The organism is Segatella copri (assembly GCF_051861805.1).
In the GTDB taxonomy this organism is placed as follows: Bacteria; Bacteroidota; Bacteroidia; order Bacteroidales; family Bacteroidaceae; genus Prevotella; species Prevotella copri_M.
Map to the genome: position 1 here is coordinate 2,060,881 of NZ_CP146520.1, position 20,423 is coordinate 2,081,303.

A 20,423-nucleotide genomic window follows, 5' to 3' on the forward strand; every position below is an offset into this window, starting at 1 on the left:
TTCCTAAAATTTCTGGGATTTTCTTTCAAAAAGAAGGAAAAGAAGAGGGGTATAGGGGTATAAGTCACGCAGATTTCGCAGATTACGCAGATTTTGACCTGCTCGGTCTTGGATTTCGCAAATTTTGACCTGTTCGGTCTTGAATTTCGCAAATCTTCTTCACTGTTTTTTCTAGTTCCCACAGATTTCACAGATGCACACCTATTTTTGACCTATTCGGTCATTTCGGAGACCGGAGGTTGCCTGTGGGTGCTCATGGGGGCGAACCCGCCAGGCGTCCAGGCGGATTTGTAATCCGCCTTCAAAAAATGTCCTGACCTATTTGGGCTTTGCGGATTTGCAATCCGCAGCAAGCAAGAATGCTGTTGCTGGATTAGGGCTCACAACCCCTCGTTTTTCTTTGAAAAAAGACGGAATCTTTACATTTTCGGTTTTTTAGGCTCTCGGGGGCGTTCCTGATATGGTTTTTCAGAAAATGGGAGGGAAAAACGGAAAAAACAGAATTTACCACCTAAATAACAAAATTTACCCGTCGCATTGCACCAATGCGACACCTTGAACAGAGGAAGGTGACACATGAACAGAGAAAAGATACATCTTATTCCAAATAATTTTGGTATATTTGCAGAGTGAATCAGATACTTATTTATCTGTCAATAGGTGAATATACAAAATAAAAATTTTACATCAATTATTTAATTTAAATTATTGAATATGAAAAAGAAACAATTACACAAACCGAATTGGCTCGTCACGATGCTGCTGCTCGTGATGGCTATCCTCATGCCTTATGGGGGGGCATGGGCACAAACGCAGCCTTCCAGTGGTGATGGCTCAGCAGACAACCCTTATAAGATATCCACAGCTGCTGAACTGGCGTGGTTCCGTGACCAGGTGAATAGTGGTAATAATAGTATTTCAGCCACGCTGACTGAAGATATTGACTTGGCAGAGTTCTGCCATGCGGCTGATGGCACCACGTATACAGATGAGCTCAGCTGGATTCCTATCAATTGGTATCTAGGTACATTTGATGGCAACGGGAAGACTATCAGAAATCTCTACATCAATGCCACCTCTGGTTTTTTTGTCGGTTTCTTCGGCGTTGTTGATGCTGGCTGCATCAAGAACATCACTTTCGACAATGCGAAGGTAAAGAGTACTGTTAAATCTAGATCTACAGGAATATTGATAGGACAAGCAAGTAATAATTTTATCGAAAATATCAAGACCTTAGAAAGCTGTTCGGTAGATGGAGTTAATACCGTTGGCGGAATAGCAGGATCTGCAATGGGCAACATCATCAAATGCGAAAACCATGCAAGGGTGAATAGTATGGCAAGTGTAGGAGGTATTGTTGGTAGGTATAAAGGTTACGACAAATCCAAATCCATCACTTCATGCGCCAATTATGGTGTCGTAACAGGCTCGGGAGGGAGCGCTGGCGGCATGGTTGGATATTTTGACTCAGGAACCATTCAGAATTGTGCCAACTATGGTGATGTAACGGGAACTGATAATGTCGGAAACTTGATAGGATTTGCTGATGAATGCAATCTGAACAATGTGCTTGGCACTGGTAACGTAACTGCTACTTCTAGTGATCCTGCCGGTCTCCTTGTTGGAAACGTAAGAAATTCCTCCAGCACCGCTTCTGGCATCTTGGCATACAACAGCAGCGCGAAGCTTACCATCAATGGAGCTGAGCAGACAGGTGAAGCTGTCAAGGCTATCGGAGTTGGGTCATTGACATCTGCTGAAAAGATAAAGGCATTTTCTGCAGAACAGTTGAAGAGCGGATTGGTTGCTTTTATACTTCAGGAAAATGTCTCAGGAAGTGCAAAATGGGGGCAAAATCTGAACACCGACGATTATCCTTTACTTGGTTCTGCGAATAAGGTGTATTCGGATAGTCCTGTGATAATGAAATGTTCTGGTGAGTTGGAAAGTACAGGTACATTTACCAATACCAAGCCTGCACAAGAGGGCACATTTACGATTAAGCATGGCGATAGTCCCACACATCACAAATCCGTGGATGCTGCCTGCACCGTAGATGGCACAATAGAATATTGGGAATGTAATCTTTGCCATAAGTCTTTCTCGGATGAGCTGTTGACACAAGAGGTGAGCAATCTTGTAGTATCAGCAACTGGGCACCAATATGATAAGAACGACAAGTGCACGAAGTGCCAGCAGGAAATTCCTTTCTTGACAAACGGCGACAATAACATAACAATTGGAAAGGTATTTGGCGAGATGGATGAAATCAGCGGTTACAATCTTTATAAATATACAGCTCCAGAAGATGGCACATTAGAGGTGACGGCAAACAGCAACGGCCATGATACCTATGGCACCCTGTGGGAGAGCCGTACGGCTGCATCTTACTTGACTTATAATGATGATGACTATGACCGTGACTTCAAAATCACCTACGATGTAACGAAAGGAACCACTTATTATATCGGTGCAAGAGAATACTCTGGCAATGCCATCGAAGGCGAAGTCAAGCTCAATGTAAAACTGACCGTTTGGAAATTACCAGCAGGCATGATTGGTAAAGGAACCGAGGCTGAACCATTTGTGCTGAAGACGGCAGATCATCTGGTGTGGTTCCGTGACTACGTGAATGAAGGTCACCCTAGCGCCTGTGCAAAGATTGCCGATGATGTGAAAGAAATTGATATGAGCACTGTATGCCATAAGGCTGATGCACAGGTAGCAGAACTCAGCTGGACTCCTATTGGTAACTCTGATAATAAGTATCAAGGTACATTCGATGGCAACAGGAAGACCATCAGTAATCTCTACATCAATGCCACCTCTGGTAATTATGCCGGTTTCTTCGGCTATGCAGGTAAAGGCAGCATCAAGAACATCACTTTCGACAATGCGAAAGTGAAGAGTACTGCTGAATGTACTGGAATTTTGGCAGGATACGAAGAGTATTGTTTTATTGAAAATATCAAGACCTTGGCTAACTGTTCGGTAGAAGGAAAAGATAAAGTTGGCGGAATAGCAGGATGTACAATTGACAACATCATCAACTGCGAAAACCAAGCAATGGTGAAGGGAACATCCTATGTAGGAGGTGTTGTTGGTAGCTATGAGGGTGTCAACAAATCCATCACTTTATGCGCCAATTATGGTGTCGTAACAGGAAGTGCGGAAGGCGTTGGCGGCATGGTTGGACAATTTGGCTCAGGAACCATTCAGAACAGTGCCAACTATGGCGATGTAACGGGAACTTATCATGTCGGAAATTTGATAGGATTTGCTAATAACTGCAACCTGAACAATGTGCTTGGCATTGGTAATGTTACTGCTACTTCTGATACAGGTTATGCCGGTCTCCTTGTTGGAATAAGCAAAGGCTCCATCACCGCTTCTGGCATCTTGGCATACAACGGCAGCGCGAAGCTTACCATCAATGGAGCTGAGCAGACAGGTGAAGCTGTCAAGGCTATCGGAAAAGGCTCATTGACCTATCCTGACGGTAAGAATGAAGCTGACGTGGTCAAGGCATTCACCGCAGAGCAGTTGAAGAGCGGCGAGGTGGCTTACCTGCTCAACGGAAGTACATCAGAAGGCAAACTGGCTTGGTATCAGAAACTCTCTGAAACTGATGCAGATGCTTATCCTGTGCTTGTTGCTGCGGAGGGCAATACTGTATACTTTGCAGCTTATGATTATTGTTACAAAGATGATAAGTCTATCAAGTATGGCAATGATCCTACTCTGAAGTCTACCACATACCATCTTGACATTGAAGGAGTAGAGTTTGATGCCGACAAGCACATTTACCAGAAGGGCTGCCGCAACGAGAGCTGCACTCTTCATAAGTATGTAGCAGATGCAGATGGAACACTGGAGGCAACAGAGGCAACAGATGGCAAGTTCTATGTCGAGGAACTGAACCTTACCGATGCTTCTACAGCCATCAATACCAAGGCTCAGTTCACGGTGAAGAAACTTCAGTATAGCCGTCAGCTCAATGAGGGACAGAAGGGTTATGTAACACTCTGCCTTCCTTTCGATATCAAAGCAGCTGATGTTGCTGGCGCAGAGAAGTGCTATCCTGTAGGAGATATGATGATTCACATGCCTACAGATGATGCAAGTGTATTGAAGTTCGTTCTTATGCTCGATGAGCAGTCAGACATCAAGGCTGGCACACCGATGATTGTTAAGCTTGCAGCAGAGAACGCAGCTCAGAAATTGGTTGCAACGGCACAGAATGTAGAGTATAACGCCAACTTCTTTGCAGCTCCAGCAGCCAAGTCGCTGACTCTGAGAGACTGGGATGGCAAGTCGGGTATGATGCCTATCTGTCATGACTTGGCGAGTGCCACAATAGGCGGTGTCTATACAGCTACAACTCTGGAACCAGGAAGCTACAGTTTGCGTGAAGGTGGTAAATTCGGTATTCACGAAGGCGAATTGTCTCCTTATCGTGTATATCTGAACATTCAGACATCACAGTCGGCTCCTTCCCGTGCCATGATGTTCAGCATCGGAATGCCAGACGACAGTTCTACCACCGGCATCCGCATCATCAATATGGCGGATGGTATGCAGGCAGGTTCATCTGTCAAGTCAGCAGCCATCTATACCTTAGAGGGTCAGCGCGTAAATGGCACACCTCGTAAGGGCATCTATATTAAGAATGGAAAGAAATTTATTGTTAAATAATTAAACGATAAAGGAATTATGAAAGAAATGATGAAAGAATTCATGAAGAAGAAAGAGTATTTTGCACCATCGATTCAGGTAATCGAGATGGAGCATTCCTGCTGCATCATGCAGGCGAGTGCAGAAAATCCAAAGGATGACTACGAGGAGTGGGGACCGGGTTATGGAACTAATGATCCGAGATATCCAGGTCAGGGATTGTAATTGGATGATTCGGATTAAATAAATTTGTAATCTGAGGATTCGGATTTTATAAATAATGAGAAAGGGCTGCAGACGGCATCATGCCGTTTGCAGCCCTTATTGTTTTTATGGCAGAAGATTTTTTCTGCCCGCCCTGGCATAGTCACTTATACTAAGAAAAACGACTAGTGGATAATGTACATACACTACGACTGAAGTTGCTTCAGCTGGTCTTCTGTTAATCCAGTAGCTTGTATGATTTGAGTCCAAGACATACCCATTGCCAACAAGTTACGGGCTACTTCCGCTTTACCTTTCGCCATTCCTCTCTTCTCATCAAACTTTCTGGTGGCATATATATCACGCATATTCTTGATGTCCTCGTCATAAAGCTCAAGCTCTTCGCGGGAAAGCTTGCGGAGATCGCCTATTTCTGCCAACTTGCGGAAGACTGGATACTTCTCGCTGAATGGCATCTGCTCAAACATATTCATATTCTTCATTATATAAATCCAACAATCAAATATATCCATACACTCTGCCTCCGTATGCTTGTCGAACAAGGGCAGTTGGAGGTATACAATACGCATCCTGTCGGACACTCGCTGGCGTGTCTGCAAATCTGCTGCGAAGATACACTTTTTTATTGAAATTGCCAAGAAATTATGGGATTTTCTTTTTAAAAGAAGAAAAAGAAGAGGTATGGGAGGATAATCACGCAGATTCGCAGATTACGCAGATTTTGACCTGCTCGGTCTTGGATTTCGCAAATCTTCTTCACTGATTTTTCTATTTCCCACAGATTTCACAGATACACACAGATTGTTAACCTATTCGGTCTTGAGGCTGAATCACAACTCCGGTAGAAAGATTTTACCCGTCAGGCGCTCCGGCAATTTAAAAGCCAGAGAAACACCTGACGGGTAACTTATACTAAGAGAAACGACTAGTAGATAATGTACATACACTACGACTGAAGTTGCTTCAGCTGGTCTTCTGTTAATCCAGTAGCCTGTATGATTTGAGTCCAAGACATACCCATTGCCAACAAGTTACGGGCTACTTCCGCTTTACCTTCCGCTTTACCTTTTTCCATTCCTCTCTTCTCATCAAACTTTCTGGTGGCATAAATATCACGCATATTCTTGATGTCCTCGTCATAAAGCTCAAGTTCCTCGCGGGAAAGCTTGCGGAGGTCGCCTATCTCTGCCAACTTGCGGAAGACTGGATACTTCTCGCTGAATGGCATCTGCTCAAACATGTTCATATTCTTCATTATATAAATCCAACAATCAAATATATCCATACACTCTGCCTCCGTATGCTTGTCGAATAGCGGCAACTGGAGGTATACAATACGCATCCTGTCGGACACTAGCTGGCGTGTCTGCAAATCTGCTGCGAAGATACACTTTTTTATTGAAACTGCCAAGAGATTATGGGATTTTCTTTTTAAAAGAAGAAAAAGAAGAGGTATGGGAGGATAATCACGCAGATTCGCAGATTACGCAGATTTTAGACCTGCTCGGTCTTGAATTTCGCAAATCTTCTTCGCTGATTTTTCTATTTCCCACAGATTTCACAGATACACACAGATTATTAACCTATTCGGTCTTGAGGTTGAAACACAACTCCGGTAGAAAGATTTTACTCGTCAGGCGCTCCGGCAATTTAAAAGCCAGAGAAACACCTGACGGGTAACTTATGCTAATAGAAACGACTAGTAGATAATGTACATACACTACGACTGAAGTTGCTTCAGCTGGTCTTCTGTTAATCCAGTAGCCTGTATGATTTGAGTCCAAGACATACCCATTGCCAACAAGTTACGGGCTACTTCTGCTTTACCTTCCGCTTTACCTTTCGCCATTCCTTTTTCCATTCCTCTCTTCTCATCAAACTTTCTGGTGGCATATATATCACGCATATTCTTGATGTCCTCGTCATAAAGCTCAAGTTCCTCGCGGGAAAGCTTGCGGAGGTCGCCTATCTCTGCCAACTTGCGGAAGACTGGATACTTCTCGCTGAATGGCATCTGCTCAAACATGTTCATATTCTTCATTATATAAATCCAACAATCAAATATATCCATACACTCTGCCTCCGTATGCTTGTCGAACAATGGCAACTGGAGGTATACAATACGCATCCTGTCGGACACTAGCTGGCGTGTCTGCAAATCGGTAAGCACCAAGTCGGTGCGAAACTTCTTTAATATCGGACTCGACGACACGAAATCCATGAAACATACCGTATAGACTGGAGCCAAGTGATAGTCCCAGATTCCACGAACGCCTTGCTGCACAATGGCACGTGCCGTGTAATACAATGCCCTGTCGGCAAAGTATTCCTGTTCTTTCTTCTGCATCTCGACGATGATATGCTTGTCCTCGTTTGTGATGCAATAGACATCGAAGACCACACCACGGTCATCGGGGCGCAAGCCAAGTTTTTCGGTCTTGGCAAACGTCACGTCCTTGATTACCAACTCGTCTTCAAACAATCCGTTGAGGAATGTTATCAGGCATTCTTTAGTGTCTTCGCTTCCAAAGATTCGCTTGAAAGCCCAATCGACACGCGGATCTATAAATCTTGCCATCTTCTTACGTTTTATAAGGTCGTGGACGCAATATTGCATTTCTGCTGCGAAGATACACTTTTTTATTGAAACTGCCAAGAAATTATGGGATTTTCTTTTTAAAAGAAGAAAAAGAAGAGGTATGGGAGGATAATCACGCTGATTCGCAGATTACGCAGATTTTAGACCTGCTCGGTCTTGAGGTTGAAACACAACTCCGGTATAAAGATTTTACCCGTCAGGCGCTCCGGCAATTTAAAAGCCAGAGAAACACCTGACGGGTAACTTATGCTAATAGAAACGACTAGTAGATAATGTACATACACTACGACTGAAGTTGCTTCAGCTGGTCTTCTGTTAATCCTGTAGCTTGTATGATTTGAGTCCAAGACATACCCATTGCCAACAAGTTACGGGCTACTTCCGCTTTACCTTCTGCTTTACCTTCTGCTCGACCTTTCGCCATTCCTTTTTCCATTCCTCTCTTCTCATCGAACTTTCTGGTGGCATAAATATCACGCATATTCTTGATGTCCTCGTCATAAAGCTCAAGCTCTTCGCGGGAAAGCTTGCGGAGGTCGCCTATCTCTGCCAACTTGCGGAAGACTGGATACTTCTCGCTGAATGGCATCTGCTCAAACATGTTCATATTCTTCATTATATAAATCCAACAATCAAATATATCCATACACTCTGCCTCCGTATGCTTGTCGAACAATGGCAGTTGGAGGTACACAATACGCATCCTGTCGGACACTAGCTGGCGTGTCTGCAAATCGGTAAGCACCAAGTCGGTGCGAAACTTCTTTAATATCGGACTCGACGACACGAAATCCATGAAACATACCGTATAGACTGGAGCCAAGTGATAGTCCCAGATTCCACGAACGCCTTGCTGCACAATGGCACGTGCCGTGTAATACAATGCCCTGTCGGCAAAGTATTCCTGTTCTTTCTTCTGCATCTCGACGATGATATGCTTGTCCTCGTTTGTGATGCAATAGACATCGAAGACCACACCGCGGTCATCGGGGCGCAAGCCAAGTTTTTCGGTCTTGGCAAACGTCACGTCCTTGATTACCAACTCGTCTTCAAACAATCCGTTGAGGAATGTTATCAGGCATTCTTTCGTGTCCTCGCTTCCAAAGATTCGCTTGAAAGCCCAATCGACACGCGGATCTATAAATCTTGCCATTTTCTTACGTTTTATATGGTCGTGGACGCAATATTGCATTTCTGCTGCGAAGATACACTTTTTTATTGAAACTGCCAAGAAATTCTGGGATTTTCTTTTTAAAAGAAGAAAAAGAAGAGGTATGGGAGGATAATCCCGCAGATTTCAGACCTGCTCGGTCTTGGGATTGTAATCTGAGGATTCGGATTAAATAAATTTGTATCTGAGGATTCGGATTATATACATAATGAGAAAGGGCCGCAGACGGCATCATGCCGTTTGCAGCCCTTATTTCTTAACTCATTGCAGCCCTTATTTTCTTAACTCATGCAGCTCGTTACGCCCAGCGTAGTGCCAATGGCAGTGAGAATGCTGATTATAATCTGAATCACGGTTTTCCAAGTTTCTTTCTTCATTGTCTTTTTAGTGATGGTTTATTAGTGATTATTTTTTAGTGATTAATGATTAACTTTTAGTGATGCGATGTGATAGGATAGAAGAGAAGCCCCGCTAGGGGGCTAACTCTACAACGTGATGTGCTCGTTGCCGCCGGTGGCGTCACTTCCGCCGCCAGTCGTGCCTGAGTCGGAGCCGCCGCCCTGACCCGTGTTCTCACTGCCGGTTCCGCCAGAGGTTCCGCCGCCCTGGGTGCCGCTGCCGCCCTGGCTGGTGTCGCCCGAACCGCCGCCCGGATTGGTTCCGCCGCCATCAGTCTCATCGGCTCCGTAGCTGTCGTAGGCAGTAATCTTGCAGAGCTTCTTCAGCTCGTTATTACTCCAAGTTTTGGTATTTTTTACCAACAAATGGATGCCCTCAACGCTGGCTGCTGAAACCTTGTCGCGGCTCACCTCGCCATGAGAACTCATGCCGATGGAGAAGAGACCCAGGTCGCCCAGACGAACACTCTTGCCATCGAGAATCAGCTCCTTCAGGCAGTCGAGCATATCCATCATCACACCATGCACGGTGCCTCGACTGTAAGGCGAGTTGTGAGATGAAATGTGGTCCACGAACTCCTCGAAGTTCATCTCTCGGTCGGTCACCACGGTGGCATACCAGAGTTCCTTACCTGCGTTCTCGCCCGTCTGGGGAGTGCGCTTCACTTTGCGATACTTAATATTTCCCTGTCCCATAAGCTTTTTAGTGATTATTGATTATTGATTATTGATTATTGATTCACTCTTGCCATCCCGAGAAACCAGGGTGGGTGGTTTCTCTGAATGACGGGTGCAAAGGTACGGCTTTTATCTGATACCGCCAAAAATTACCCTGCACAGTTGTGTTAAACGGAATTAACATTTGCACCGTTTCCCGTTAAATAAAAAAACTCATAGATTCTTTTGTGAGAAATCTACGAGATGATCTTCCGAAAGCTATGAGTTTCTGTAAGCAACTCGGGGTGCAGGGATTCATCATCCTGCCAAAAAGCGTTACGTTACAGATGTGACAGTTTTTATCGCAACCCCCTTATAGCCAGTTTATAGAAGTAACTTATATATATTATATATATAAGTTAATTTATATTACTTACAGATTGAAAGTTCAAAAAAATAGGTTTACCCCTCCGGATAAAACTGTCACATCTGTAACGTAACGCCTACTAGGTAGTTTCCCCTCTTTTTAGTTTTTGTACTGAGCACCTTGTTCGCTTATCTCCTTGATAAAAAATCTGATGGCTTCAAGCAGAGGCGTTAAATCGGCATGGATACCATCAAGGTCTTAATTAAATAATGCATGAAGTGAGCAGAATGCAGCTCATGATATAACCTGCCCATCCATAAAAGTATGGAGAGAGAAAGTAACTCGTTAACGATGTTTACTTTCTCTCTTTTTGCTTGAATTTCTCTTTTAATGGTTATAAAAATATAAAAACGTTAAATATTTCAATAAATAGGTAATTTCTATATGTCGTACACGATTTGGAACTTATCAAATATTTTACTTAATTTGCACTCAACATTAAAATTCTAAACATGAGTGCAGAAAGTAAAATAGAAAATAAATATCATTATCATGTAATCGTGATGAAGGATGCAGGTATCAAGTGCATAGGAGACTTCCTGGATAGCTTGGTAGTTGCTAAAATCATCGTTCCTTCTCATGTGGAAGCAGATTTTAAGATAAGTCAGAAAACAATAACAAAATTGAGAAAGACTGATCCTAAGATTTCGATTTCTACTTTGGGAAAAATGCCTTATGTCATAGCTTATTATCTGATGAAATATAAAAAGGATCTTAAGGGAAATGATACCGTTTCGGATTATAAGAAAAAGATGAAGGGCATTGATGACAATATCGAGAAATACAAGCGTATCTTCGGTTATAAAGCTGATAAATGTTTCGACCTGATTAATAAAGGAGAAGACTTGCGTCAGATAGTACTGAAATAGTGATTTGTATAAGTAGCAAGAAAAATGTCGACTAATACTAGCTATGAGCGACATGAGTTTTTTTAAATATCAATTAACAACAAATCAAAAACGATGGAACATTCATTATGTCTTTGGGGGTATGTCTGAGCATACATGCCGTATCATGCCCCCTATAGCATCCGTCACCTTGCGAAACACGTAAGGGCTCCCCTCCTCCCCAAAAAGTGAGGCAAGTAGTTTAGTCATTACAAACAAACAATCCAAAAGAAAAAGATCATGGCTAAATTAATTTTTAAAGTGCTGATTAAGCTTGCCCAGATGAGATTAATCGTCGTAGTAGTTAACGTGAATATGCGCGATCATAGTATCCTCGTGCAGATTCCAGGTGATAATAACCGTTTTAAAATATTGAACGATAAAAAGAAGGAGAAAGATGGAGACAAATGATACTTATAATTTCTATGACCAGTCTAAACTGGTTCGTATAGACCATGTTGATAATTTCAATGAGTTTATTCATCTGGCTCAAAATCAGGCTTCTCAGGATGATGTCTGTGAGGCTGATTTCGAGGTGGTGGATGATGAGGATTCTGACGCTGAAGAAAAGGTGAAGGAGGTTGCGAAAGAGGAGGTTGCGAAGGAGGAGGTCGCTAAGGTTACGGCCATTCCCAAGGAGCTTTCTACACCCCAAGGAATTGCCTGGCTTCATAAAATGCAGGATGCAGGAGTGTTGGATGAGAATTATCAGCCAGATCCTCAACTGACTGTTGCTCAGATGGGTTGCATCGTTATGAAGGCTCAGTTTGAGCTGAATCTTTCTTCCTGCTGGGTGGACTTTTCCCAGTTGTGGAATATCAATAGAGAGAGGTTGAGAATGGGGTTTGTGAATGGTCAGAATACCAAGCAAACCAAGAAATATAACAAGGAGATTAACAAGTACTAGTACTAGTATGGTGTACTAGTTCGTACTATTTTTATTTCCAAAAATCGCAGTACTTTTGCCCCGGATTTCAGAACGAGCCGTGTTCTGGGATTCGGGGCTTTTCCGTTTTCTATTGCCAGGGTGCTGGCATGGATTTCGCGCCAGGTTGTAGCTGGCGCAGCGTATCAGCCCATCGTTCTTTGACAAGGCTGATACAATTTTTTTTGTTACATTGAACTTTGAGGTTTGAACTTTATGATATGTTCTAAGGTTTGGGGCTTACTGGAGTAAGTTCAATATTTCTATTTTGTTTAATCATTCATTTTTTATTTTCTCAAGTTTCGCAAGTGAGCTCCACACGCCCTGAAAGGGCAGAAGCTCCTAGCCCAGGGCAGCGCCCTGGGTAATCATGGACGCAAGTTTGTCGCCCTGTAAGGGCAAAAGCTTCAAAAGAATCAGGCAATTTACAAAGCTTTTGCCCTTACAGGGCGCCTTGTTGATTGCTATTATACCCAGGGCGCTGCCCTGGGCTAGGAGCTTTTGGGCCTTCAGCCCGTACTTGAACCACTTGCGAAACTTTAATTATTTTTACAACAATGACAAATTCAAAAAGTCAGAAGGTGGAGGGCAGCAAGGCTGCTGGCTCTGCCAAGTGTGGTGCGCAGTCTTCTAAGAATAAGAAAAAGGCGGCACCGGTGCGTGTGTTTGAAAATCCGGAGTTCGGAATGGTTCGCATGGCTACTGATGAGAAGGGCGAACCTTGGTTCTGTGCTAAGGATTTGTGTGATGCACTGGGATATAAAAATTCGTCAAGTGCTGTAAGTCAGCATGTTAGGTCTAGCGATATCGTAAAACGCTATGTTGCTAGACCTGCCAAAAATCGCTTTGGTGTTTGCGAGGGTAAAATGCAGATTGTGCAGATGATCTTCGTTAACGAGAGCGGCTTCTATGCCCTGGTGCTGGGGTCCAAGCTGCCATCGGCTCTGATGTTTAAGGATTGGGTTACCTCGGTGGTGCTGCCTCAGATTCGCAAGACGGGCGGTTATATTCCGGTGAATGAGGGGGAGAGCGAGGAGGAGATGATTCGCAATGCCGAACAGATTCTCCGTGCTACCCTGAAGGAAAAGGAGGCGCTGCTGGAGAAACAGAAGAAGCTGATGGAGGAGCAGAAATCAAAACTGCATCAGCAGGAAGTGCAGATGGGACTCGACAAGAAACTCATCGGCGAGCAGGATGAGGAGATTCATCGACTCAACGAGGAGGTGAACGACCAGATGGTCCGCATGGCTATTCAGGGACAGAATGTTGTGGCCCTGGAGCGTCAGGTGGACGGACTTCTGCCGAAGGCGATGTATTCGGATAATGTGCTGGATTCCGTTTCGTGCTTCACCACCACCCAGGTGGCGAAGGAGCTGGGCATCACGGCGCAGGAGCTGAACCGCTCGCTCTGTTCCCTGCATGTGCAGTATTACCAGAGCGGACAGTATATGCTCTATGCGGAGTATGCGCACATGGGGTTGGCGAAGAGCCGAACCAAGTATCGTGCCTTTATGGCGCCTGCGGGCGACGGAACGAAGCGTAAGGTGGGTAGAGTGGTGACGAGCACTTACTTGGTATGGACCGAGAAGGGCAGAAAGTTTATCCACGACCTGGTGAAGCGTTACTGGGAACTCGCTGAAATGTATGAGGTGAAGAATCTGGGGTAAATTATTAATCATTTATTATTCATCGGATATAAATTATTAATCATTTATTATTCATCGGATTTCACGGAAGAAACGGAACATTCTTGCTCCTCGGATTACTCACGGATTTTAAACGGAAACTCGACCTGACGGTCGTGGCGATACCCCCTACAGCAGAAAAAACTAGCCATTACTGGGCAATCGCAAGCTAGCCTATACGGCGCTAGCCCAATGGCCGCAAGGCCAAATCCGTTTAAATTCCGTGCGTAATCCGTGAAGCTAGAATGTTCCGTTAACTCCGCGTAATCCGATGAAGAAAATTAAAAAATTATGAGTGTACAAAATGAAACGATGCAACATCTGATTGCATTCAATGGGTTCCGAGGGGGCAACAAGGGCAGCGCTTGCTGCCAGCCGCTCTCGGAGTATGACAAGACCATCTCGCTGCCCTGGCTGCACGAGATGGTGCTGCAGATTCGTGGCGAGAAGTCCATTCGCAGCGTGGACAGGGTTGATGAGGCCAAGATCGCCAAGGCGCAACAGAGAATCAAGGGGCAGTTGCCTTTCCGTTGTGCGCATTACTATCGTTTTCTGAAGAATCGAAGGGCGCAGAATAATGCGGATCCTACGGCTTTTCTCTTTCAGACTACCGTGGATGTGGATGACAAAGAGTATGTGGATTTGGCGATAGAGAAGGCGAGGGTGCTGAACTGCAGCGACACCATCTGGAAAGGCAAGCTGCTGCATCTGGAGTATTCCGCCCGAAAGAAGCTGCATATCGATATCCGCATGCCGGTGGGGATGACCATCGAGGAGACGCAGCGTGCGTATTGCGAGGCGCTGGGTGTGCCTTATGATGAGAGCTGCATATCGCCTGAGAGAATGATTTTTATTACGGATAAGGATTCCGAGATTTATCGTTCTAAAGAGTGGTATGGGGTGCTGCCCGCAGAGGAGATTTCGTTGAGAAGAGAGGCCTTCGTGAAGAGGGGGCTGACGATTGACGGAAGAGCTTCTTCATCTGGTTTTTCTTCATCTGGTTCTTCTTCATCTGGTTTTTCTTCATCTGGTTTTTCTTCATCGGAATTACGCGGAAAAAACGGAACCTTAGCCGCTTTATCGGAAGGCTATTCGCCGCAGAATTTAAACGGAACCTTAGCCGCCTTAGGTGGGGGGAGTGGCTCTGCTGATGCGGATGGCTGCTCGGCTGATACCGGAACTCAAGGCGCTAGCCAATGGCCGCAAGGCCAAATCCGTTTAAATTCCGTGCGTAATCCGGGAAGCAAGAATGTTCCGATTCCTCCGTGTAATCCGATGAAGAAAAATGATGAAGAAAATCCGATGAATGGAAATCCGATGAATGAAAATTCCGCAAGTGAGAAGAATCTCATAGCTTTCGAACTCTTCAAGGAGGCGGTGGGATTGAGCGGAATGGATATTGATACCGTAGGTTCGAGACATTCTTCCCTGCTCGCCATCATGAGCGCAGGAGCATCTAGAGTAATGGGCGAGGACGAGCTGATGAAGGTGGTGGCGAAGAAGATGCCTAGCTATTACGAGGAGCGTGACTGCCATCAGCTGATCCATGATTTCTATGCGAAATATGGAGACAGCTCCAAGCCTTTTTCGCGTGATGTGATTCGTATCAATGCCACGGCTGAGAAGGCGGCAAGCGGCTTGGTTGGGGGTTCTATTATGGGGGATGCTGGGTACAGCTTGCTTGCCGGGGATTGCAAATCCCCGGGGCGCCTGGCGGGCTTTAATTCCGACGTTCAAAGTGAAGATGATGAATATCCTGCTCCGCCACCCATGCCCGAGAAGCTGCCCAAGCTCGTAGAACTCCTGGTATCCAAGACTCCGGATATCTACAAGCCAGCCGTGGCTTGCGCCATCTTTCCGCCACTCGCCACGCATCTCTGGCGAACACGCTTCAGATATATTGACAACGTGGAGCATGAAGCTACGCTTTCCGTGTGCCTGCTTGCCGGTACCGGTGCCGGAAAATCGTGCGTGCAGATGCCCATCAACTATATCATGGAGGATATCCGCAAGCGTGATAAGGAAAACATGCGCCGTGAAAAGGAATGGAAGGATGAAATGGTGCGAAAAGGTGCCAATAAGGACAAACGCAAACGTCCGGAAAACCTTATCATCCAGGAGATTGATGCCGATATGACCAATCCGGCTTTCGTGATGCGTACTGCCGAGGCGCAGGAGCACTTTCTTTATACTTCCATGAACGAGCTCGACCAGTTTGACGCCCTCAGGGGAATGGGAAACCAGCAGTTTCGCATCATGTGTCTCGCCTTTGACCCAGGAAATACCTTCGGTCAGCAGCGCGTTGGTGTTCAGAGTGTTACGGAAAGAGTTACCATCCGATTCAACTGGAATGCGTCTTCCACCATCGACAAAGGTCAGCGCTATTTCTCGAAGGTGCTGATAGACGGACCGCTGAGCCGCATCAATTTCTGCACCATCCCTGAAAGGGAGATAGGCGAGGACATTCCTGTTTACGGCACCTACGACGAGGCATATCGCACGGCTTTGAAGCCTTACATCGAGAACCTCTGCATGGCCACGGGACTTGTAGATTGTCCGGAAGCCTTCCAGCTTGCCACGGTGCTGAAGAACGAGAATGCCGAGTTTGCCCGCACCTCCCAGAACCGCATCTACGAGAATTTCAGTTTTCGTGCCAACGTGATAGCCTATCTCAAGGCATGCGTGCTCTATGTGGCGAATGGTTTCAAGTGGGAGCCTGAGATTGATGACTTTATCCGCTGGAGCGAGCGTTACGACCTGTGGTGCAAGATGCGTTTCTTTGGTGATATGATTGCGAAGGAAATGAACAGTGCCGAGAGAAGTTCGAAGCGTGGACCGGAGAATCTGCTGCAGCTTTTGCCCGATGTGTTCACCCTGTCGCAGTTGGAGGCTCTCCGATTGGAACATGGATTGGAGCAGAAGGGCACCAAGGGCATCATCCGCCAGTGGGTTCACCGACAGTATATCGAGCGAATCAAGCCGCAGGGCGAGGATGGGCGTGACAGTTACAGTTGTGACAGTTTTAGAAAGCTTAAGTATAGACACGATTTATAGTTTACAATTTATAGTTTATAGTTTACAATTTATAGTTTATAGTTTTTTTTATGGAAATCATATTGAAGCGTATTGCCAGGAAGGATGCCTATACCATTGGGCATCTGTATATCCTGAAGGATGGGGAGGTGACGAGAAAGGTGAACTGTGCCATGATGAACCCGCATCTGAAGCGTTGGTTCACAAGTACCTTCGACCACGGTTTGCTGAACGGGGAGACCTATTTTTGTGATACCCTGGAGCCTACTTGGCGCAATCTTCTGGGGGTGGAGTTGAAGCCCGAAGAGGAGAATGTGCGATTGGGACGTGTGTCGGGCAAGAAGGCGCAGAAGATGAAGGGCGCCACGGCGATTCCCGAGGGCACTTACCCCGTGCTGGTTACCAAGTCGCCGAGATTTAAGGAGTGGTTGCCCTATGTGCAGGGTGTGCCCGGTTTCGAGGGCATCCGGATTCATGTGGGGAATTATCCCGCCGATACGCAGGGGTGTATTCTGGTGGGTGAGAACAAGGTGAAGGGTATGGTTGTGAATTCCCGCATCTGGCTGCATCGCCTGATGCAGCGCATTTCGGAAGCGAAGGAGCGGGATGAGGCCATCTGGCTTACCATTGTTTAATCGAAAAAGAGGAGGGTGTGTCAAAAGTCCAAGACACACCCTCTTTTTTGTTGCTTCATCGTTTTTCTTCATCGTTTTTCTTCATCGGATTACGCTGAGTTAACGGAACATTCTTGCTTCACGGATTACGCACGGAATTTAAACGGATTTGGCCTTACGGCCATTGGGCTAGCGCAGTATAGGCTGGCTTGCGATTGCCCAGTATAGGCTGGCTTTTTCCAGCTTTAGGGGGTATCGCCACGACCGCCAGGTCGAGTTTCCGTTTAAAATCCGTGAGTAATCCGAGGAAGGCGGTTAAGGTTCCGTTTATTCTGCGTAATCCGATGAATAATGACACACCCTCCTCAACTTTTTCTTAGAACAGCTTGGCGAATGCCTCGGCTGTCTTACCGGTATATACCTTCATCTCGGTGACTGGCTGGTAGCTGAAGTCCTTGAAGCTCAAAAGCTGGGCGGCTACAAACTGGCCATCCTGCGAGATGCATGCCTCCAGCTTCATGTTGCCCATACCTACTGTAGAAACGGGGAATTTGCTGATGGCAGCCTCCATGTTCTCAGGGGCAGAAGCGAGGATGTTCTCCAGTTTTCTGCCATCCTCTATGGTGTACTCCTGTTCCTTCACCTTGAGCACGCTGTTGGTTGGCTTGTAAACAAGTTTCATAGTCCAACCCATGAAGCCTTTTTTCACCTCGATGTCGTTGAGTGCCATCAAATTCTCTGTCATTTCCAAATGATTTATCTTTGCCATAATAATGTTTCCTTTTCTAATTTAAAATTGTTTTGTATATATATAATTGAACTGTTTTTTCTTGATAATCAGGGGATTCTGTTAATCCTGCTGATTTAGGATAGGGGTGTGCAAATCCTTATCGCATACCAGAGGGATATACGATATATATGCTCATTAATAAATTTAAAAAAAAAAAGGAAACTAGCAGAGGAGACGCCGCAGGCAAATGACATAATATTTGCTGGCGACATCAAAGTGGATAGGGGCACTCTCCTGGCGGACAGGCTCCATGCCACCATAAAGGGCGGATAAAAGGGTGGATAATAAACGGATTCTATGTAAGAGCAATCTACTTGCTGCCTGATTGCCACCATGAATATTGCCACTCGGCAATAATCGCTGAGGACGCTCGCTGCACGCCCTGTAGGCCTGTGACGAGGCATTCTCCAACTGGGCTTCCTGCTGCTGGTCGTGGTGCTCTACCTTCGCCAAACCATCCTTCTTCGGGAGGGCTTCGGAAGCGTACTGTCCATCTTTTTGGCAAGCAGCACTTGCGTAAGAATCCTGAAAATCAGAAAATTTAGAAGCAGCCGATACATCGCCATGACCTATTAAGACCATGGATACAATCAAAAGAATGTATCGCACCAGCTGCTTCATCTTACCTAAATCTAAATTTTATTCAAAACCTAAATTATGATTTTGAAAACCCACTTTTTTTTATATAATTCTTTAGTAACTTCTTGCTATGATGACACGGGCCACGGCTGGCTTGCCGCTTACCATATCTACACCAGGAGTCTGCTCGTAAGCGAATGGCACGCAACGGATAGTTGCCTGTGTCTCCTCCTTGATCTTTGCCTCGGTCTCGGCTGTACCGTCCCAGTGGCAGAGGAAGAAACCGCCATCCTTCACGCGCTCCTTGAACTCCTCGTAGTTGTCGCACTCGTATACGTGAGCATCACGATAAGCACGAGCCTTCTCGAAGATGTTCTCCTGAATCTCGTCGAGCAGGTTCTTCACGCGCTCTACGATGCCATCGAAGCTGACGTTCTCCTTCTCCAATGTATCACGACGCATAATCTCGATGGTGTTGTTCTCCAAGTCGCGGCCACCCATGGCGAGGCGCACTGGAACACCCTTCAGCTCATAGTCGGCAAACTTGAAGCCAGGACGCTTAGCGGTGTTGTCATCATATTTCACGCTGATGCCCAGCTCGCGGAGCTGGTCGATGACCGGCTGCAACTTGGCTGTGATCTGAGCCAACTGCTCGTCGCCCTTGTTGATAGGAATGATAACCACCTGGATTGGAGCCAGCTTTGGAGGCAATACCAGTCCGTTGTCATCGCTGTGAACCATGATGAGGGCACCCATCAATCGGGTAGAAACACCCCATGAAGTAGCCCAAACGTACTCTGGCTTGTTCTCCTTGTTCAAATATGTTACGTCGAAGCTCTTGGCGAAGTTCTGGCCCAGGAAGTGGGATGTACCACTCTGCAGTGCCTTTCCATCCTGCATCATAGCCTCGATGGTATAAGTGTTCAGGGCACCGGCGAAGCGCTCGGTCTCGCTCTTCACACCCTGCAATACAGGCACGCCCATATACTTCTCGGCGAACTCAGCGTATACCTTCAGCATCTCCTGAGCCTTAGCCTCAGCCTCTTCCTTGGTGGCGTGGGCAGTATGGCCCTCCTGCCAGAGGAACTCTGAAGTGCGGAGGAACGGACGGGTACGCATCTCCCAACGCATCACGTTGCACCACTGGTTGCAGAGGATAGGGAGGTCGCGCCAAGAATGAATCCAGTTCTTGTAGGTGTTCCAGATGATGGTCTCGGAAGTAGGGCGGATGATGAGCTCCTCATCGAGCTTTGCATTCGGATCAACCTCCACCTCGGTGCCGTCCTCTGTAGAGCGCAGGCGATAGTGTGTAACCACGGCACACTCCTTGGCGAAACCAGCCACGTGCTCAGCCTCACGAGAGAAGAAGCTCTTCGGGATGAGGAGAGGGAAGTATGCGTTCTGTACACCAGTCTGCTTAAACATCTTGTCGAGCTGCTGCTGCATCTTCTCCCAGATAGCGTAGCCGTATGGTTTGATGATCATACATCCGCGAACTGGCGAGAGCTCTGCGAGGTCAGCCTTCACAACCAAGTCGTTGTACCACTGACTGTAGTTATCAGCGCGCTTGGTCAAATTCTTAAGTTCTTTAGCCATATTCCTATTTATATTTCTTTTTTTTTATATTTTCACTTTATATATATAATAATGTATAGCACCCTGGGCGGAGAAGGGGAAGCCTTGATGGAGGGGGCGTCCTGAGTCTCCCGAAATTGGCATTTAGGGGATTTCCTACATGGAAATAGGCATTTTCCCTGCC

The 20,423-nt window shown here is 45.9% G+C and carries 17 protein-coding genes; 8 read left to right on the forward strand and 9 right to left on the reverse strand.

The window, feature by feature from the left end:
* Window positions 1-714: 714 nt before the first annotated feature.
* Window positions 715-4,695, forward strand: a complete 3,981-nt coding sequence (locus V8Z93_RS07860) for a hypothetical protein (protein WP_439431194.1) — start codon at window positions 715-717, stop codon at window positions 4,693-4,695.
* Window positions 4,696-4,722: 27 nt separating this feature from the next.
* Window positions 4,723-4,899 (forward strand): hypothetical protein, encoded by a 177-nt coding sequence (locus V8Z93_RS07865; RefSeq protein ID WP_439431195.1) that lies wholly within the window; start codon window positions 4,723-4,725, stop codon window positions 4,897-4,899.
* Window positions 4,900-5,084: 185 nt separating this feature from the next.
* Here V8Z93_RS07865 and V8Z93_RS07870 read toward each other — a convergent pair whose 3' ends face one another.
* The 6 genes from V8Z93_RS07870 to V8Z93_RS07895 form a co-directional block, all read right to left on the reverse strand.
* Window positions 5,085-5,537 carry a PD-(D/E)XK nuclease family transposase gene (locus tag V8Z93_RS07870; RefSeq protein WP_439431196.1) on the reverse strand — a complete coding sequence of 151 codons (453 nt, stop codon included), beginning with the start codon at window positions 5,535-5,537 and terminating at the stop codon, window positions 5,085-5,087.
* Window positions 5,538-5,845: 308 nt separating this feature from the next.
* Window positions 5,846-6,310 (reverse strand): Rpn family recombination-promoting nuclease/putative transposase, encoded by a 465-nt coding sequence (locus tag V8Z93_RS07875; RefSeq protein ID WP_439431197.1) that lies wholly within the window; start codon window positions 6,308-6,310, stop codon window positions 5,846-5,848.
* A 309-nt stretch (window positions 6,311-6,619) separates the two neighbouring features.
* Window positions 6,620-7,477, reverse strand: coding sequence for an Rpn family recombination-promoting nuclease/putative transposase (locus V8Z93_RS07880; RefSeq protein ID WP_439431193.1), 858 nt, complete (start codon window positions 7,475-7,477; stop codon window positions 6,620-6,622).
* A gap of 304 nt (window positions 7,478-7,781) precedes the next feature.
* Entirely contained in the window at window positions 7,782-8,651 is an 870-nt protein-coding gene (locus V8Z93_RS07885; protein ID WP_439431198.1) for an Rpn family recombination-promoting nuclease/putative transposase, read from the reverse strand.
* A gap of 299 nt (window positions 8,652-8,950) precedes the next feature.
* Window positions 8,951-9,046: a smalltalk protein gene (locus tag V8Z93_RS07890; protein WP_203041976.1), complete on the reverse strand. Its 96-nt coding sequence runs from the start codon at window positions 9,044-9,046 to the stop codon at window positions 8,951-8,953.
* A gap of 108 nt (window positions 9,047-9,154) precedes the next feature.
* Window positions 9,155-9,763, reverse strand: a complete 609-nt coding sequence (locus V8Z93_RS07895) for an HU family DNA-binding protein (RefSeq protein ID WP_203041975.1) — start codon at window positions 9,761-9,763, stop codon at window positions 9,155-9,157.
* Between the two features lie 840 nt (window positions 9,764-10,603).
* On the opposite strand from V8Z93_RS07895, the gene V8Z93_RS07900 reads away from it, so the two are divergent.
* The 6 genes from V8Z93_RS07900 to V8Z93_RS07925 all read left to right on the forward strand — a co-directional run bounded on the left by V8Z93_RS07900 (window position 10,604) and on the right by V8Z93_RS07925 (window position 17,316).
* Window positions 10,604-11,020: a hypothetical protein gene (locus V8Z93_RS07900; RefSeq protein ID WP_439431199.1), complete on the forward strand. Its 417-nt coding sequence runs from the start codon at window positions 10,604-10,606 to the stop codon at window positions 11,018-11,020.
* 258 nt (window positions 11,021-11,278) lie between these two features.
* Window positions 11,279-11,449 carry a hypothetical protein gene (locus V8Z93_RS07905; protein ID WP_439431200.1) on the forward strand — a complete coding sequence of 57 codons (171 nt, stop codon included), beginning with the start codon at window positions 11,279-11,281 and terminating at the stop codon, window positions 11,447-11,449.
* On the forward strand, window positions 11,436-11,945 hold the full coding sequence (locus V8Z93_RS07910; RefSeq protein WP_439431201.1) for a hypothetical protein: 510 nt from the start codon (window positions 11,436-11,438) through the stop codon (window positions 11,943-11,945). Before V8Z93_RS07905 ends, V8Z93_RS07910 begins: the two co-directional genes overlap by 14 nt.
* A gap of 575 nt (window positions 11,946-12,520) precedes the next feature.
* Complete coding sequence (locus tag V8Z93_RS07915) at window positions 12,521-13,630, forward strand: phage antirepressor (protein WP_439431202.1); 1,110 nt, start codon at window positions 12,521-12,523, stop codon at window positions 13,628-13,630.
* A gap of 309 nt (window positions 13,631-13,939) precedes the next feature.
* Entirely contained in the window at window positions 13,940-16,702 is a 2,763-nt protein-coding gene (locus tag V8Z93_RS07920; protein ID WP_439431203.1) for a hypothetical protein, read from the forward strand.
* A 50-nt stretch (window positions 16,703-16,752) separates the two neighbouring features.
* Window positions 16,753-17,316, forward strand: coding sequence for a DUF5675 family protein (locus V8Z93_RS07925; RefSeq protein WP_439431204.1), 564 nt, complete (start codon window positions 16,753-16,755; stop codon window positions 17,314-17,316).
* Window positions 17,317-17,671: 355 nt separating this feature from the next.
* Here the strand turns inward: V8Z93_RS07925 and V8Z93_RS07930 are convergent, their stop codons facing one another.
* The 3 genes from V8Z93_RS07930 to proS all read right to left on the reverse strand — a co-directional run bounded on the left by V8Z93_RS07930 (window position 17,672) and on the right by proS (window position 20,260).
* Window positions 17,672-18,064 carry a hypothetical protein gene (locus V8Z93_RS07930; RefSeq protein WP_439431205.1) on the reverse strand — a complete coding sequence of 131 codons (393 nt, stop codon included), beginning with the start codon at window positions 18,062-18,064 and terminating at the stop codon, window positions 17,672-17,674.
* Between the two features lie 183 nt (window positions 18,065-18,247).
* Complete coding sequence (locus V8Z93_RS07935; RefSeq protein WP_439431206.1) at window positions 18,248-18,706, reverse strand: hypothetical protein; 459 nt, start codon at window positions 18,704-18,706, stop codon at window positions 18,248-18,250.
* A 72-nt stretch (window positions 18,707-18,778) separates the two neighbouring features.
* Entirely contained in the window at window positions 18,779-20,260 is a 1,482-nt protein-coding gene (proS, locus tag V8Z93_RS07940) for a proline--tRNA ligase (RefSeq protein ID WP_439431207.1), read from the reverse strand.
* Window positions 20,261-20,423: the final 163 nt, after the last annotated feature.

Excerpts from the sequence above, each read along its gene's own strand:
- V8Z93_RS07890 (WP_203041976.1), bottom strand. The coding sequence starts at position 9,046 with ATGAAGAAAGAAACTTGGAAAACCGTGATTCAGATTATAATCAGCATT.
- V8Z93_RS07860 (WP_439431194.1), top strand. The coding sequence starts at position 715 with ATGAAAAAGAAACAATTACACAAACCGAATTGGCTCGTCACGATGCTG.
- V8Z93_RS07925 (WP_439431204.1), top strand. The coding sequence starts at position 16,753 with ATGGAAATCATATTGAAGCGTATTGCCAGGAAGGATGCCTATACCATT.
- V8Z93_RS07880 (WP_439431193.1), bottom strand. The coding sequence starts at position 7,477 with ATGGCAAGATTTATAGATCCGCGTGTCGATTGGGCTTTCAAGCGAATC.
- V8Z93_RS07900 (WP_439431199.1), top strand. The coding sequence starts at position 10,604 with ATGAGTGCAGAAAGTAAAATAGAAAATAAATATCATTATCATGTAATC.
- proS (WP_439431207.1), bottom strand. The coding sequence starts at position 20,260 with ATGGCTAAAGAACTTAAGAATTTGACCAAGCGCGCTGATAACTACAGT.
- V8Z93_RS07865 (WP_439431195.1), top strand. The coding sequence starts at position 4,723 with ATGATGAAAGAATTCATGAAGAAGAAAGAGTATTTTGCACCATCGATT.
- V8Z93_RS07930 (WP_439431205.1), bottom strand. The coding sequence starts at position 18,064 with ATGGCAAAGATAAATCATTTGGAAATGACAGAGAATTTGATGGCACTC.
- V8Z93_RS07920 (WP_439431203.1), top strand. The coding sequence starts at position 13,940 with ATGAGTGTACAAAATGAAACGATGCAACATCTGATTGCATTCAATGGG.
- V8Z93_RS07915 (WP_439431202.1), top strand. The coding sequence starts at position 12,521 with ATGACAAATTCAAAAAGTCAGAAGGTGGAGGGCAGCAAGGCTGCTGGC.
- V8Z93_RS07935 (WP_439431206.1), bottom strand. The coding sequence starts at position 18,706 with ATGAAGCAGCTGGTGCGATACATTCTTTTGATTGTATCCATGGTCTTA.
- V8Z93_RS07910 (WP_439431201.1), top strand. The coding sequence starts at position 11,436 with ATGGAGACAAATGATACTTATAATTTCTATGACCAGTCTAAACTGGTT.
- V8Z93_RS07905 (WP_439431200.1), top strand. The coding sequence starts at position 11,279 with ATGGCTAAATTAATTTTTAAAGTGCTGATTAAGCTTGCCCAGATGAGA.
- V8Z93_RS07885 (WP_439431198.1), bottom strand. The coding sequence starts at position 8,651 with ATGGCAAGATTTATAGATCCGCGTGTCGATTGGGCTTTCAAGCGAATC.
- V8Z93_RS07895 (WP_203041975.1), bottom strand. The coding sequence starts at position 9,763 with ATGGGACAGGGAAATATTAAGTATCGCAAAGTGAAGCGCACTCCCCAG.